This window comes from Sphingomonas sp. OTU376 (assembly GCF_038440415.1).
Classification (GTDB): domain Bacteria; phylum Pseudomonadota; class Alphaproteobacteria; order Sphingomonadales; family Sphingomonadaceae; genus Sphingomonas; species Sphingomonas kyeonggiensis_A.
This window is the reverse complement of sequence record NZ_JASATQ010000093.1, coordinates 1-14,236: the sequence shown is the minus strand read 5'-3', so window position 1 is coordinate 14,236 and position 14,236 is coordinate 1. Positions and strand designations below refer to the sequence as shown.

Sequence of the window (14,236 nt, the reverse complement as noted above, 5' to 3'; positions counted from 1 at the left end):
CCCCCCCCCCCGCCCCCCCCGGGGCCGCCCCCCCCCCCCCCCCCCCCCCCCCCCCCCCCCCCCCCCCCCGGGGAGCAGATAAGCGGGGAGGGCATCTCGAATCACGGAATCGGCAGCGCCGTCGTCGCCTTCACCTGGGACAGCGCCACCGTGGAATTGATTTCCTGCACCCCCGGAAGCTTGGAAAGCTTGGTGAAGAAGAAGCGCTCATAGGCCTCGATGTCGGCGGCGACGATGCGCAGCATGAAGTCGAACACGCCCATCAGCACATAGGCTTCGAGCACTTCGGGGAAGGAGCGGATCGCCGCGGCGAACTCGTCAAGATTGGCTCGGCCATGCGCGTTGAGCTTGATCTGCGCGAAGATGTGGGCGTTGAGCCCAACCTTCTGCCGGTCGACCAGCGCCACGCGCCTGGTGATGATCCCTTCCTTCTCCATCCGGTCCACCCGGCGCCAGCAGGGCGAGCTCGACAGCCCGACCATTTCGCCCAGCTTGGCGGTCGGCATCGAGGCGTCTTCCTGGAGCACCTGCAGGATCTTGCGTTCGAACGGGTCGAGGTTGGCGGGCAAATCTGTTCTCCATTCAACCGATATGGGGTGAGATATTGCCCATATGGCCTTGGACTATGCGAAGAAGGCCACATTCTCCCGCAAATCCATGGAAGAGTCATCTCAGGATTTCAGGAGCCCTTTCATGGTCGACGCGCCGCAAGTAACCGCCACCCCGCCCGAGAGCGTGCATGTGCTGCGCGACGAGGAGAGCGGGCTGGACGGGGTCATCGTCCTCCATTCGAGCCGGCGCGGCCCGGCGGCGGGCGGGTGCCGCCTGTGGCGTTATGGCGATCATGCCGCCTTGGTCGGCGATGCGATGCGGCTGGCCGAGGGCATGACCTACAAGAATGCCATGGCTGATCTGCCGCTCGGCGGCGGCAAGGCGGTGCTCAACCTGCCCCAGGGCGACTTCGACCGGCGCAGGCTGTTCGCGGCCTTCGGTCGGGCAGTCGCGCGGCTCGACGGCAATTACGTCACGGCCGAGGATGTCGGCACCAGCGTCGCGGACATGGAAGCGGTGCGCGGCGAGACGCGCCATGTCGCCGGCCTGCCGCCGCGCGATGGCCGCCCGGGCGGCGATCCCTCGCCATGGACCGCGCGCGGGGTGTTCCTGGCGATGGAGGAAGCCGCGCGCCGCCAGCTCGGCAGCGAGCTCAAGGGGCTGCGCGTCGCGGTGCAGGGGCTCGGCCATGTCGGCTCGGCGCTGTGCGGCATGCTCCATGAAGCGGGCGCCCGGCTGGTCGTCGCGGAGCCGCGCCCTGGTGTCGCCGCCGAGACCGCCTGTCGCTACGACGCGGAGATCATGGGCCGTGACAGCATCCTCGATGCCCGCTGCCAGATCTTCGCCCCCTGCGCGCTGGGCGGGGTGATCGACGGGGATGCCGTTGCCCGGCTGCGTGCCCGGATCGTCTGCGGCGCCGCGAACAATGTGCTGGCCACGCCCGAGGATGGCGACCGGCTCGCCGATCGCGGCATCCTCTATGCGCCCGATTATGTGGTGAATGCCGGCGGGATCATCAGCGTCGCCGGCGAATATCTCGGCTGGAGCGTCGACGAGGTGGCGAGCCGCGTCCATGCCACCGGGCTGCGGTTGGGCGCCGTGCTCGCCCATGCCGGGCGCGAGGGGCTGGCGCCGCACCGCGCGGGCGATGCGCTGGCTCGTGCCCGGATCACCGCCGCTCCGCTCGCGCCGGTACGCGAAGCCGCCTGAGCCATGCGTCTCGACATTGTTGGCGAATCGAGCGCCGCCCTGCTGTGCCGGCTGGTCGGCCTGGCCGCACAGCACGACCTGGTCGCGCCCGAGATGGAAGTGCGGGTTACCGAATACGGCATGGCCGTACGGCTCGATCTCGAGCTGGACGGCCCGCCGGGCATGATCGTCGCGGAGAAGATGCTCCGCTGCATCGGTGTCGAGGCGGTCGCGCTCGACGGGGTGCCGCTCTAGTCGCTTATTCGGGCGCGAAGGCGCGCAGGAAGATGTCGGCCACCTGCCCGGCCTCGCGGTCGCGCTCGGCCGCGGAGAGTTCCTGGCCCCAGATCATCCGCTGCTGCACGCCCAGGCACAGCGAGGCGAGCACCCGCGCGGCGAACAGCGGATCCTCGCGGCGCAGCTGCCCTGCGTCCATCACCCGCTCGAAGAACGCCGCGAGCATCTGCTGGGTCGGCAGCGGCGCGCGGCGGTAGAAGATGTCGCCGATCTCGGGAAAGCGCGCGACTTCCGACGCGATCAGCCGGTGCAGCCGCAGCCCGTCGGGTGACGAGACCTTGGCGATGAAGCCCTTGCAGAACTGGCGCACCGCCGCGCTCACGTCCTCGCCCGGCTTGAGCACATCGGCGAGTTGCGCGCGATAATCCTTGGTCGCGTCGTCGAGCACTGCGGCGAACAGCTCTTCCTTGGACGGGAAATAGCTCCACAGCGTGCCCTTGGACCCGCCGAGCTCGGCCGAGATCGCCGACATCGACGCGCCTGAATAGCCCTGGTCGAGGAATACGCGCTTGGCGATCGCCAGGATCGCCTCGCGGCGTTCCTCCTTGCGTGCCTCACGCTTGCCGGGCGCCTTCTCCACAATTTTTGTCATAACCGTACTATAGGGTACGATTTTGGGTTGACAAGATGCTGCGCTGCACCCATTTGCATCGCCGTACCAGACAGTACGGTATTTAAATCATGACTCGATTCTTTCTCCGCCCGCTGCTGCTTACCGCGACTGCCGGGACCGCGCTCCTTTCCGCCTGCGCGCCGGTGCCGAACCTCGGTGCCCGCCCCGAAGTGCGCGCCGCGACCGCCTATGCCGCGGACCAGTCGCTCAAGAGCGATGCCGCCAACTGGCCGGCCAATGACTGGTGGAGCGCCTATGGCGACCCGCAGCTCAGCGGCCTGATCGCCGAGGGGCTCGCCGATTCGCCAGATCTCGCCGCCGCCGCCGCGCGCCTCCGCTCGGCCCAGGGCTATGCCCAGCAGGCCGGTGCCGCGCTGCTCCCGTCGGTCGGCGTCCAGGCCGGCGCGACCGAGGGCAAGCAGAGCTACAACAACGGCATCCCCGCCGCCTTCGTGCCCAAGGGCTGGAACGACAGCGGCCAGGTCGCCGCCAACCTCAGCTTCGATCTCGACCTGTGGGGCAAGAACCGCGCCTCGCTCGCCGCCGCCACCTCGGACGCCGAGGCCGCGCGGATCGAGCTCGAGCAGTCGCGCCTCGTCCTGTCGACCAACATCGCCGGCGCCTATGCCGATCTCGCCCGCCTCGCCGCGCAGCGCGACGTCCAGGCCAAGGCGCTCGAGCTGCGCACCCAGACCCAGAAGCTGGTCGGCGACCGCGTCACCAACGGCCTCGATACCCGCGCCGAGCTCAAGCAGGCCGATGCCGCCGTTCCCGCCGCCCGCGCCGATCTCGCCGCGACCGACGAGGCGATCGGCCTCACCCGCAACCGCATCGCCGCCCTGCTCGGCAAGGGCCCGGACCGCGGCCTGGCCATCACGCTCCCCGCCGGCCCGGCCGAGAGCCACGGGCTTCCGGCGGGCGTTACCACCGACCTGATCGGCCGCCGGCCCGACATCGCCGCCGCCCGCGCCCGGGTCGAGGCCGCCGCCAGCCGCATCAAGGTCGCCCGCGCCGATTTCTACCCTTCGATCAATCTGAGCGCGCTGATCGGCTTCCAGTCCTTCGGCCTCGACAATCTGTTCAAGTCCGGATCGACCTATGGCTCGGTCGGCCCCGCCGTCAGCCTGCCGATCTTCCGCGGTGGCGCACTCGCCGGCCAGTACAAGGGTGCCCGCGCCGGCTATGACGAAGCGGTCGCGACCTATGACTCGACCGTCACCACGGCCTATCGCGAAGTCGCCGACGCGGTGACCAGCAAGAACGCACTTGTCACCCGCCTTTCCGAGAGCCGTCAGGCGCTCAGCGACTCCGAAGCCGCCTATTCGATCGCCCGCCAGCGCTACGAGGGCGGACTCTCCACCTTCCTCGACGTGCTGACCGCCGAACAGGCCGTGCTGCAGAACCGCCAGATCGTCGCCGACCTCCAGGCCCGGGCGTTCACGCTCGACGTCCAGCTGGTCCGCGCGCTGGGCGGCGGCTTTTCCACCAACACCGCGGCAGCGAACGCCGCCACCAAGGACTCGACCCATGGCTGACGCCGAACCCAATCTCCATGTCGCGAACGCCGCCGCCGAAACCGCGGCTCCGGAGGCTCCGGCCAAGCCGAGCCTGCGCAAGCGCCTGCTCACCGGCATCGCCGGCGCGGTGCTGGTCGCGGGCGTCGGCTATGGCGGCTGGTACGCGCTGGTCGGCAGCCATTACATCAGCACCGACAACGCCTATGTCGGTGCCGACACCGCCAGCGTGACTCCGATGGTCGCGGCCCAGGTCGCCGGCGTCGCCGTCTCGGATACCCAGGTGGTCAAGAAGGGCGACGTGCTCGTCCAGCTCGACGACAGCGACGCGCGGATCGCGCTCGCCCAGGCCGAGGCGGATCTCGCCAAGGCCCGCCGCCAGTACGGCCAGACCTCGGCCACCAGCGCGGCGCTCGCCGCGCAGGTCCAGGCCCGCAGCGCCGATATTTCCCGAGCCCGTGCCCAGCTCGTCGCCGCCGAGGCGGATTACGAGAAGGCGCGGGTGGACCTCGCCCGACGCCAGCGCCTCGCCCCCAATGGTGCGGTGTCGGGTGAGGAGCTTACCTCGGCGACCAACGCCTTCTCCTCGGCCAAGGCCAATCTGGAGCTGGCGCGCGCCGGGGTAGCCCAGGCCAATTCGACCCGCGGCGCCGCCACGGGCGAGCTGGCCGCGAACAACGCGCTGATCAGCGGCACCACCGCCAATTCGGCACCCGAAGTGCTCGCGGCGCAGGCCAGGGTCGATCAGGCCCGGCTCGACCTGACGCGCACCGTGATCCGCGCGCCGGTCGATGGCGTCGTCACGCGCCGCGCCGTCCAGGTCGGCCAGCGCGTCGCCCCCGGCGCGCAGCTGATGCTGATCGTTCCGATCAACCAGCTCTATGTCGATGCGAACTTCAAGGAAGGCCAGCTGACCCGCGTCAAGGTCGGCCAGCCGGTCACGCTCAAGTCGGACCTGTACGGCGGCAATGTCGAATATCACGGCAAGGTCGTCGGCCTGTCGGGCGGCACCGGTTCGTCTTTCGCGCTGATCCCGGCGCAGAACGCCACGGGCAACTGGATCAAGGTGGTCCAGCGCCTGCCGGTGCGCGTCCAGCTCGACCCGAAGGAGCTCGCCGAGCACCCGCTGCGCGTCGGCCTTTCCATGGACGCCGAGATCGACGTCTCGAAGAACTGAGGACCCAGGCCATGAACGGCAAGGCCGAGGAAATGGCACCGCTGAAGGGCGTGTCGCTGATCCTGGCGGGCGTGGTGCTCGCGCTCACCAATTTCATGGTGGTGCTCGACACCACCATCGCCAACGTCTCCGTGCCGCACATCGCCGGCAGCCTGGGCATCTCGGGCAGCCAGGGGACGTGGATCATCACTTCCTATGCGGTGGCGGAGGCCGTCTGCGTGCCGCTCACCGGCTGGCTCGCCGGCCGCTTCGGCACGGTGCGCACCTTCACCTTCGGCATGATCGGCTTCGGCGTCTTCTCGGTGCTGTGCGGCCTGTCGACCACGCTCGGCATGCTCGTTGCCTGCCGTATCGGCCAGGGCCTGTGCGGCGGCCCGCTGATGCCGCTCAGCCAGACGCTGCTGATGCGCATCTTCCCGCCCCAGCAGCGCGCCCAGGCAATGGGCGTCTGGGCGATGACCACCGTCGTCGCGCCGATCCTCGGCCCGATCCTCGGCGGCACCATCTCGGACAGCTGGTCGTGGCACTGGATCTTCTTCATCAACATCCCCGTCGCCGCGCTCTGCGCCTTCGGTGCGATGCGCTTGCTGTCGAAGGTCGAGACCCCGACGAGCAAGCTGCGTGTCGACCGCGTCGGCCTGATGCTGATGCTGCTGTGGATCGGCGCGCTGCAGATCATGCTCGATCTCGGCCGCGAGCATGACTGGTTCAACGACACCACCATCGTGATGCTCGGCGTCACCGCGCTGATCGGCTTCCTGGTGTTCCTTGCCTGGGAAGGGACGGAGGACCAGCCGATCGTCGATCTGCGCGTCTTCCGGCACCGCGGCTTCACCGTGGCGGTGGCATCCTTGTCCTTCGCCTTCGCGACCTTCTTCGCCTCGGCGGTGATCATCCCGCAATGGCTGCAGACGAGCATGGGCTACACCGCGACCTATGCCGGCTATGCCACTGCCTTCACCGGCGTGGCGGCGGTCATCATGTCGCCGATCGTCGCCAAGCTCAGCACCAAGGCCGATCCGCGCGCACTGGTCTGCTTCGGCATCCTGTGGCTCGGCTTCACCTCGCTGCTCCGCGTCCACTGGAACAGCCAGGCCGATTTTTGGAGCCTCGCCTTCCCGCAGATGCTCCAGGGCATCGGCATGCCCTTCTTCTTCATCCCGCTGACCACGCTCGCGCTGGGTTCGGTGCGGCCGGAGGAGACGGCATCGGCGGCAGGCGTGATGAGCTTCCTGCGCACGATGGCGGGTGCGATCGGCACCTCGATCGCCACCACCGCCTGGGACGACAGCGCCCGGGTCGCGCGCAGCGAGATCACTTCGAAGCTCAACAGCGACGGCACCGTCGATGCGCTGGCCGCCCAGGGCTTCTCGCTCGATCAGGCGCGCAGCGTGATCGCCCAGCTGGTCGACAAGGAAGCCTTTGCGCTGGCGACCAGCCACATCTTCCTGATCTCGGCGATCGTCTTCGTCGCGGCGGCGATGATCATCTGGCTGACGCCGCGTCCCACGCGGGCGGTGGGGCCGGGGGCGGCGCATTAGGGGCCCTTAATTCCCCTCCCTGCAAGGGAGGGGTTAGGGGTGGGTTAGGAAAGGCCGGGCTCGATGCCCGGCCTTTTCTTTTTCCGATACCGTCTCGTTGGGCGCCCCCGGCCTTCGCCGGGGTCGCAACCCACCCCCGACCCCTCCCTTTCAGGGAGGGGAGCAGAGAGGGGGAGTGCCTGAGCCCTCACTTCCCCGTGAAATTCGCCTTCCGCTTCTGCAGGAACGCCAGCCCGCCCTCCATCGAATCCGCCGTCCCCCGCGCCGCGCGCTGGTGATTGGCTTCCATCGCCAGCGTCTCTTCCAGCGTCAGCTCGAGCGCCTGGCCCAGCCCGCGGCGGATCATGCCCAGCGCCTGGGTCGGTCCCGCGGCCAGCCGGGTGGCCAGCGCCAGCGCCTCATGTTCCAGCTGCTCGTCCGAGACCACGCTGTGCACCAGTCCCCATTCGCGTGCCTTCACCGCCGGCAGCTTCTCGCCGAGCATCATCATCTCGGCGGCGCGGGCGCGGCCGACCAGCCGGGGCAGCAGCCAGGTGGCGCCGCCATCGGGGACCAGGCCGATATTGACGAAGGCCTGGAGGAAATAGCCGGTGTCGCTCGCCACGCAGAAATCGGCGGCCAGCGCCAGGCTGCAGCCGATGCCGGCGGCCGCGCCGCGCACCGCGCTCACCACCGGCACGCCGAGACGCGTCACCGCCAGGATCGTCGGGTTGTAATGGTCGGTCAGCGCCGCATGGGTGGCATTGCCGGGATCGGCCGAAGCCAGTGCCCCGCTCGCCACATCGGCACCCGAGCAAAAGGCGCGGCCGGCGCCCTGGAGCAGCACCGCACGGGCGCCGTCGAGGTTGGCAAGCGCATCGCGGATCTCGTCGAACATCGCCGGCGGCGCGGCATTGAGGCGATCGGGCCGGTTGAGCGTGATCACCAGCACATCGCCGGCGCGCGCGGTCAGGATCGTCTCGTAGGCCATGCTTCCACTCCCGTTTCTCTTCGCAACCGATAGCGGGGAAGGGAGGGGCGGAAAAGCGCGGGCGAATTTCCGCTAGGGCATCGGTGGTTGGCTGGTGGGCCTGTTGCCCGGCGAAAGCTTGGGGCCGGGATTCGCCGCCGAATCGCCCGTGGTTCTAAGCCACTTCCGAAATACCATCGTCGTCCCCGCCTTCGCGGGGATGACGATTACAGGGTGCTTTAAGGGGCCGGCGCGGATACTGGCGCAGGCGCAGCCGCCTCCGGCCCGTTCGCCGTCACCGTCAGCAGCGAATCCCCGCCCAGCGTGCGATACAGCGTCACCAGGTTGGTCGCCTCGACCAGCCGCGTGTTCACCAGCCCGCGCTGCGCGGTGTAATAGGAACGCTGCGCGACCAGGTTCGCCAGGAAATTGTCGATGCCGCCGCGATAGCGCGCTTCGGACAGGCGATAGCTGTCCTGCGCCGCCGTCAGGTTCGCGGTGTCTGCCTTGAGCTGGTCGGCGATCGTACCGCGCCGGGCCAGCGCATCGGCGACTTCGCGGAAGGCGGTCTGGATCGACTTCTCATAGGTGGCGAGCGCGACGTCACGCTGCGCCTGGCTCGCCTGCACGCCCGCGCGCCCGGCGCCGGCGTTGAAGATCGAATAGCTGCCGCTCGCGCCGCCCGACCAGTGGAAGCCGTCGCCTGAGAACAGCCCGGTCAGCGCGTTGCTGGCAAGGCCGAGCAGTCCGGTGAGCGAGATGCGCGGGAACAAAGCGGCGCGGGCGGCGCCGATCTCGGCATTGGCGGCGCGCAGCGTGTACTCGGCCTGCACCACGTCCGGGCGGCGGAGCAGCACGCCCGAATCGACGCCGGCGGGCAGCTCGGCCACCGTCGGCGCGGCTTCCTCGATCGCCGAGGAGAGCAGGGCGGGGTCGATCTCGGCGCCGACGAGCAGGCGCAGCGCGTTGACGTCCTGTGCCAGCGCGGTGGTCTGCGATGCGACGTCGGACTGGGCGCTGGCCAGCGTCTGCTGGGCCTGGGCCAGGTCGGTGCGCGGGGCGATGCCGCCCTTCAGCCGCATGTCGGTGAGCTTGACCGAGCGCTCGGCATTTGCCGCCGTGTCCTGCGCGATCTTGAGCAGGCTCGCGTCCGCCGCGTGATTGAGCCAGGCGGAGGCGATGTCGCCGATCAGGGTCAGCCGCGTGGCGCGCGCCGCCGCTTCGGTCGCGAACCAGCGATTCTGCTCTGCGCGGGTGAGCGAGGCGACGCGGCCGAACAGGTCCAGCTCGAATGCCGGGATGCTCACGCTGCCGGTGAAGCTGGTCTGGCGATCGCTGCCATCGGCCTTGGAGACGGTGGCGCCGGCCCCCGCGTCTAGACCCGGGATCCGGTCGGCGCGCTGGATGCGGTACTGCGCGCGGGCGGCGGTGATGTTGGCCGCGGCGATGCGCAGGTCGCGATTATTGGCCAGCGCCGTCTCGATCAGCTTCTGCAGGCGCGGATCGCGGAAGATCTCCTGGTAGGTCACCGTCGGCAGCGCGGCCTCGTTGGCCTTCAGATAGGCGTCGCCCACCGGCCAGCCTGGCGGCACCGGCGCGGCCGGGGTCTCGAGCTTGGGGTCCATCGAGCAGCCGGCCAGCGCGCTGCCCAGCATCAGGGTGAGGACGATGCGCTTCATGCCTGCGCCTCCGGCTTGTTGCGGCCCATTCGCCCGCGCACGGCCTTGAGCGAATCGCGCACGCCGCGGCGGACGAGCACGAAGAACAGCGGGATGTAGAAGATCGCCAGCACCAGCGCGGTCAGCATGCCGCCGATCACCGCGGTGCCGATCGCGATGCGGCTATTGGCGCCGGCGCCGGTCGAGATCGCCAGCGGCAGCACGCCGAACATGAAGGCCAGGCTGGTCATCACGATCGGGCGGAAGCGGATGCGTGCCGCCTCCAGCGCCGCCTCGATCACGCGCTTGCCTTCCTTCTCGGCGCGCTCGGCGAACTCGATCATCAGGATCGCGTTCTTCACCGCCAGGCCCATCGTCGTGAGCAGGCCGATCTGCAGGTACACGTCGTTCTGCAGGCCCCGCAGGCTCACCGCGAACACCGCGCCGATCAGGCCGAGCGGCACCACGAGCATCGCGGCGACCGGGATCGACCAGCTCTCGTAGAGCGCCGCCAGGCACAGGAACACGATCAGCAGCGACACGCCGTACAGCAGCGGCGCCTGCCCGCCCGCCAGCCGCTCCTGGTAGGAGAGGCCGGCCCAGGCGACGCTGGTCCCCGGGATCTGCGAGGCGAGTTGCTCCATCCGGTTCATCGCGTCGCCCGAGCTCTTGCCCGGTGCCGGCTGGCCCTGGAACTCGAAGGACGAGATGCCCTGGAAGCGCGAGACGGTGGTCGGCGCGGTCGCCCAGCCGATCGTCGCGAAGGCGGAGAAGGGCGCCATCTGCCCGTTGCTGCCGCGCACGAACCACTCGCTCAGGTTCTGCGGATCGGCGCGATAGGGCGCGTCGCCCTGGACATAGACGCGCTTCACGCGGCCGCGGTCGATGAAGTCGTTGACGTAGCGCCCGCCCCAGGCGGTCGACAGCGTGTTGTTGACGTCGGCCTGGGTGAGCCCGAGCGCCGCCAGCTTCTCCTGGTCGATCTGGATGTTGAGCGTCGACACGTCGGGCAGGTCCGACAGGCGTACCGCCTGCAGGTCCGGATCGGCATTGGCCGCCGCGAGCAGCTTGTCGCGCGCCGCCACGAAGTCCTCGCGCGACATGCCGCTGCTGTTCTGCAGCTCGAGCGTGAAGCCGTTCGACTGGCCGAGCCCGCGGATCGCCGGCGGCACCAGCGCGAAGACCTGCGCGTCGCGGAAGTTGCGGAAGGCGCCCGCCGCGCGCTGGACGATCGCGTCCGCCGCATTGTCCTTGCCCGGGCGATCGTCCCAGGGGACGAAGTTCACGAAGCCCTGGCCGGTATTCTGGCCGCTCGCGCCGCCGCCGCCGCCGCCACCGGTCACGGTGAAGGTGGTCTTGACGTTCTTGCCCTCCTGCTCGCGCAGATATTTCTCGATCGCCAGCTGCACCTGCTGGGTGCGGCTCTGCGTCGCACCCGCGGGCAGGCGGAACTGGACGCTCGCCGCGCCCTGGTCCTCGGTCGGCAGGAAGCCGGTCGGCAGGCGGTAGAACATCAGCACCAGCACCGCGCAGACCAGCAGGTAGATCAGCAGGAAGATCCACTTGCGATCGACGACGTAGCCGATCGTCCGCGTGTAGCGCTCGATCGTCCACTCGAAGCCCTGGTTGAACTTCTCGGTGCCCGTGCGGAACGCGTTGCCGAGGAACGGCACCCGGCGCGACAGCCAGCCGCTGCCGGGCTCGGCCATGTCCTTCTTGCGCTTGAGCACCGTGGCGGTCAGCGCCGGGCTCAGGATCAGCGCGACCAGCACCGACAGGATCATCGCCGAGACGATCGTCACCGAGAACTGGCGGTAGATCACGCCGGTCGATCCGCCGAAGAACGCCATCGGCAGGAACACCGCCGACAGCACGAGGGCAATGGCGACCAGCGCGATCTGGATCTGGTCCATCGACTTGATCGTCGCCTCGCGCGGGGTGAGTTCGGGATCCTCCTCCATCAGGCGCTCGACATTCTCGACCACGACGATCGCGTCGTCGACGAGCAGGCCGATCACCAGCACCAGCCCGAACAGGGTCAGCGTGTTGATCGAATAGCCGAGCGCATAGAACACCGCGAAGGTGCCGAGCAGCACCACCGGCACCGCGATCATCGGCACCAGCGTCGCGCGCCAGCTCTGCAGGAACACGAACATCACGATGACGACCAGGACGATCGCCTCGATCAGCGTCATCACCACTTCGTGGATCGAGAGCTTGATGAACTCGGTGGTATCGTTGGCATAGGCGTAGTTGAAGCCCTCGGGGAACTCCTTCGCCGCTTCCGCCACGGTCGACTTGACCAGCTCGGCGGTCTTGAGCGCGTCGGCGCCCGGCGCGGTGCTGATCGCGATGCCCGAGCCGGGATGGCCGTTCACCCGGCTGACCGCGTTGTAGTTCTCCGCGCCCAGCTCGATCCGCGCCACGTCCTTCAGCAGCACATGCGCGCCGTTGGTCTGGGTCTTGAGGATGATCTTGGCGAACTGCTCGGGCGTCTGCAGCCGCGATTGCGCGGTCACCGTCGCGTTGAGCATCTGGCTGCTCGGCATCGGCTGGCCGCCGATCTCGCCCGCCGCGATCTCGGTATTCTGGTTGGTGATCGCGGTCACCACATCGCTCGGCATCAGGCTGTAGCTGGCCAGCGCCGAGGGGTTGAGCCAGATCCGCATCGCATAGGGCGATCCGAACACGTTGACGTCGCCCACGCCCGGCAGGCGCGAAAGCGTGTCCTGCAGGTTGGACGAGAGCCAGTCCGAAACGTCGCGATTGGTGCGCTTGTCGGTCTCGTCATAGACGCCGACGAGCAGCAGCGTGTCGGGGTTCGACTTGGTGACGCGCACGCCCTGCTGCTGCACCTGGTTGGGCAGGCGGGACAGCGCCTGCTGCACCTGGTTCTGCACCTGCACCTGGGCGATGTCGGGGTCGGTGCCCTTGTCGAAGGTCGCGCTGATCGTCACCTGCCCGCGCGAGGTCGAGGACGAGCTGAAATAGAGCAGCCCGTCGATGCCGGTCAGGTTCTGCTCGATGATCTGCGTCACCGAATTCTGCACCGTCTCGGCCGACGCGCCCGGATAGGTGGCGCGGATATTGACCTGGGGCGGCGCGATGTCCGGATATTGTGCGATCGGCAGCGAGAAGACCGCGCCCAGGCCCATCAGCATGGTGATGATCGCGATCACCCAGGCGAAGATCGGGCGATCGATGAATACGCGGGACATAGTGGCTTAGCCGCCCTTCGACTTGGAGGCGCCGGTGGCCTGGCCCTTGCGGGGCGTCTCGATCTTCTGCGGCGTGTCGGCCGGGACCGGGCGGATATCGGCATTGGGCTTCAGGTTGGCGATGCCCTGGGTGATCACCTTGTCGCCGGGGTTGAGCCCCTTGGTGATGACCCAGAAGGCGCCCTGGGTGCGATCGGCGGTCACGTCGCGGCGCACCGCCTTGTTGTCGGCGCCGACCACCCAGAGCTGGGCGCTGCCCTTGGCGTCGCGCGACACCGCCTGCTGCGGCACCAGATAGGCGCGGGTATCGACCGCCTGGGTGAACACCGCGCGGACGAACATGCCGGGCAGCAATATGCCCTCGGGATTGTCGAAGCGGGCGCGCAGCGTGACCGTGCCGGTATTCTGGTCGACCATCACTTCGGAGAATTCGACAGTGCCGGTGCGGCCATATTCGCTGCCGTCCTCCAGCTTCACGCGCACGCTGGCGCTGCCGGGCATCACGCCCTGCTGCTGGAGCGAGCGGCGCAGCGCGAGCAGCTCGGTGCTCGATTGCTGGATGTCGACGAAGATCGGGTCGAGCCGCTGGATCACCGCCAGCGGATCGGCCTGGTTGCTGGTGACCAGCGCGCCTTCGGTGAACAGCGAGCGGCCGATGCGGCCGGTGATCGGCGCCGGCACCCGGGTGAAGTGCAGGTTGATCTTCGCGGTCTGCAGCTGGGCGCCGCTCTGGGCGATCTGCGCGCTCGCCTGGCGCGACGCGGCCAGCGCGTCGGTATAATCCTGCTTCGAGACCGCCTCGGCCTCGGCCAGCGGCTTGTAGCGATCGGCCTTGGTCCGCGCCGCCTCGGCATTGGCGCGGGCATTCTGCAGGCTGGCCGAAGCCTCGGCCACGCTGGCGGCATAGAGGCGCGGATCGATCTGGTAGAGCGTCTCGCCCTGGCGGACGATCGTGCCTTCCTTGAACAGGCGCTTGAGGATGATGCCCGCCACCTGCGGCCGCACCTCGGAGACCTGATAGGGGTTCACCCGGCCGGTAAGCTCGGCGACGACCGGCACTTCGCCGGGCTGCACCACCACGAAGCCGACCTGGGGCGGCCCGCCCGCGCCCTTCTTCTGCGCGGACTGGCTGCCGCTCCCGCACGAGGCGAGAATCAGCGTGGCGGAAAGCAGGGCAAAGGCAGGAAGGCGGGATCCGCCAGCAGTGATTCGGTGCAAGTGTTCAACCCGGATCAAGGCGCCGACTCGGGGCGCGGTTCTATGCGGAAATTCTCTTGGGCAGCGGCCTGTGCAGGCGCAACACAAGAAATATGCGGGAAACGCGAAACTATGTCCCGCCGCTGGATACGTTTCCACGATATGATTACCGCGCGCAACAATCCTCGGGATGCCGTAGCGTTCCCTGCGGGTGTGGGTGTCGAACTCCCTTCCTGTTTCCCCTCCCTGCAAGGGAGGGGCTAGGGGTGGGTTAGAAAAGGTCGGGCTCGATGCCCGGCCTTTTCTTCTCTCCACACCGTCGCGCCGAGGGC

11 protein-coding genes are annotated in these 14,236 nt (G+C 68.7%); 5 read left to right on the top strand and 6 right to left on the bottom strand.

Features of this window, described 5'->3' with window-relative positions; translation table 11 throughout:
- Positions 1-101: 101 nt before the first annotated feature.
- Complete coding sequence (locus AAHM44_RS23060; protein ID WP_342251460.1) at positions 102-569, bottom strand: Lrp/AsnC family transcriptional regulator; 468 nt, start codon at positions 567-569, stop codon at positions 102-104.
- Between the two features lie 124 nt (positions 570-693).
- On the opposite strand from AAHM44_RS23060, the gene AAHM44_RS23055 reads away from it, so the two are divergent.
- Positions 694-1,761 (top strand): Glu/Leu/Phe/Val family dehydrogenase, encoded by a 1,068-nt coding sequence (locus tag AAHM44_RS23055; protein WP_342251459.1) that lies wholly within the window; start codon positions 694-696, stop codon positions 1,759-1,761.
- A 3-nt stretch (positions 1,762-1,764) separates the two neighbouring features.
- Positions 1,765-1,995 (top strand): hypothetical protein, encoded by a 231-nt coding sequence (locus AAHM44_RS23050; RefSeq protein WP_269572871.1) that lies wholly within the window; start codon positions 1,765-1,767, stop codon positions 1,993-1,995.
- Between the two features lie 4 nt (positions 1,996-1,999).
- On the opposite strand, the gene AAHM44_RS23045 is transcribed toward AAHM44_RS23050, so the two are convergent.
- Positions 2,000-2,629 (bottom strand): TetR/AcrR family transcriptional regulator, encoded by a 630-nt coding sequence (locus AAHM44_RS23045; RefSeq protein ID WP_269572870.1) that lies wholly within the window; start codon positions 2,627-2,629, stop codon positions 2,000-2,002.
- An 89-nt stretch (positions 2,630-2,718) separates the two neighbouring features.
- Between AAHM44_RS23045 and AAHM44_RS23040 the strand changes: the two genes are divergently transcribed.
- The 3 genes from AAHM44_RS23040 to AAHM44_RS23030 are packed head-to-tail and all read left to right on the top strand — an operon-like array spanning position 2,719 to position 6,882.
- The gene (locus AAHM44_RS23040; protein WP_342251458.1) at positions 2,719-4,185 is read left to right on the top strand and encodes an efflux transporter outer membrane subunit; all 1,467 of its coding nucleotides are present in this window, start codon (positions 2,719-2,721) and stop codon (positions 4,183-4,185) included.
- Complete coding sequence (locus AAHM44_RS23035; protein ID WP_269572868.1) at positions 4,178-5,341, top strand: HlyD family secretion protein; 1,164 nt, start codon at positions 4,178-4,180, stop codon at positions 5,339-5,341. Before AAHM44_RS23040 ends, AAHM44_RS23035 begins: the two co-directional genes overlap by 8 nt.
- Positions 5,342-5,352: 11 nt before the next feature.
- Entirely contained in the window at positions 5,353-6,882 is a 1,530-nt protein-coding gene (locus tag AAHM44_RS23030) for a DHA2 family efflux MFS transporter permease subunit (RefSeq protein WP_269572867.1), read from the top strand.
- A gap of 187 nt (positions 6,883-7,069) precedes the next feature.
- On the opposite strand, the gene AAHM44_RS23025 is transcribed toward AAHM44_RS23030, so the two are convergent.
- From AAHM44_RS23025 to AAHM44_RS23010, 4 genes are all read right to left on the bottom strand, one after another.
- Positions 7,070-7,852, bottom strand: coding sequence for an enoyl-CoA hydratase-related protein (locus AAHM44_RS23025; RefSeq protein ID WP_269572866.1), 783 nt, complete (start codon positions 7,850-7,852; stop codon positions 7,070-7,072).
- Between the two features lie 218 nt (positions 7,853-8,070).
- A complete protein-coding gene (locus AAHM44_RS23020) occupies positions 8,071-9,510 on the bottom strand; it encodes an efflux transporter outer membrane subunit (RefSeq protein ID WP_342251457.1) in 1,440 nt (479 codons plus the stop codon).
- Positions 9,507-12,707, bottom strand: coding sequence for an efflux RND transporter permease subunit (locus tag AAHM44_RS23015; protein WP_342251456.1), 3,201 nt, complete (start codon positions 12,705-12,707; stop codon positions 9,507-9,509). The genes AAHM44_RS23020 and AAHM44_RS23015 overlap by 4 nt, the downstream gene beginning before the upstream one ends.
- 6 nt (positions 12,708-12,713) lie before the next feature.
- Complete coding sequence (locus AAHM44_RS23010; protein WP_446746018.1) at positions 12,714-13,916, bottom strand: efflux RND transporter periplasmic adaptor subunit; 1,203 nt, start codon at positions 13,914-13,916, stop codon at positions 12,714-12,716.
- Between the last annotated feature and the right edge of the window lie 320 nt (positions 13,917-14,236).

What these genes read in the sequence shown, in the direction of transcription:
- AAHM44_RS23025 (WP_269572866.1), bottom strand. Translation starts at nt 7,852, where the DNA reads ATGGCCTACGAGACGATCCTGACCGCGCGCGCCGGCGATGTGCTGGTG.
- AAHM44_RS23035 (WP_269572868.1), top strand. Translation starts at nt 4,178, where the DNA reads ATGGCTGACGCCGAACCCAATCTCCATGTCGCGAACGCCGCCGCCGAA.
- AAHM44_RS23055 (WP_342251459.1), top strand. Translation starts at nt 694, where the DNA reads ATGGTCGACGCGCCGCAAGTAACCGCCACCCCGCCCGAGAGCGTGCAT.
- AAHM44_RS23050 (WP_269572871.1), top strand. Translation starts at nt 1,765, where the DNA reads ATGCGTCTCGACATTGTTGGCGAATCGAGCGCCGCCCTGCTGTGCCGG.
- AAHM44_RS23040 (WP_342251458.1), top strand. Translation starts at nt 2,719, where the DNA reads ATGACTCGATTCTTTCTCCGCCCGCTGCTGCTTACCGCGACTGCCGGG.
- AAHM44_RS23015 (WP_342251456.1), bottom strand. Translation starts at nt 12,707, where the DNA reads ATGTCCCGCGTATTCATCGATCGCCCGATCTTCGCCTGGGTGATCGCG.
- AAHM44_RS23020 (WP_342251457.1), bottom strand. Translation starts at nt 9,510, where the DNA reads ATGAAGCGCATCGTCCTCACCCTGATGCTGGGCAGCGCGCTGGCCGGC.
- AAHM44_RS23030 (WP_269572867.1), top strand. Translation starts at nt 5,353, where the DNA reads ATGAACGGCAAGGCCGAGGAAATGGCACCGCTGAAGGGCGTGTCGCTG.
- AAHM44_RS23045 (WP_269572870.1), bottom strand. Translation starts at nt 2,629, where the DNA reads ATGACAAAAATTGTGGAGAAGGCGCCCGGCAAGCGTGAGGCACGCAAG.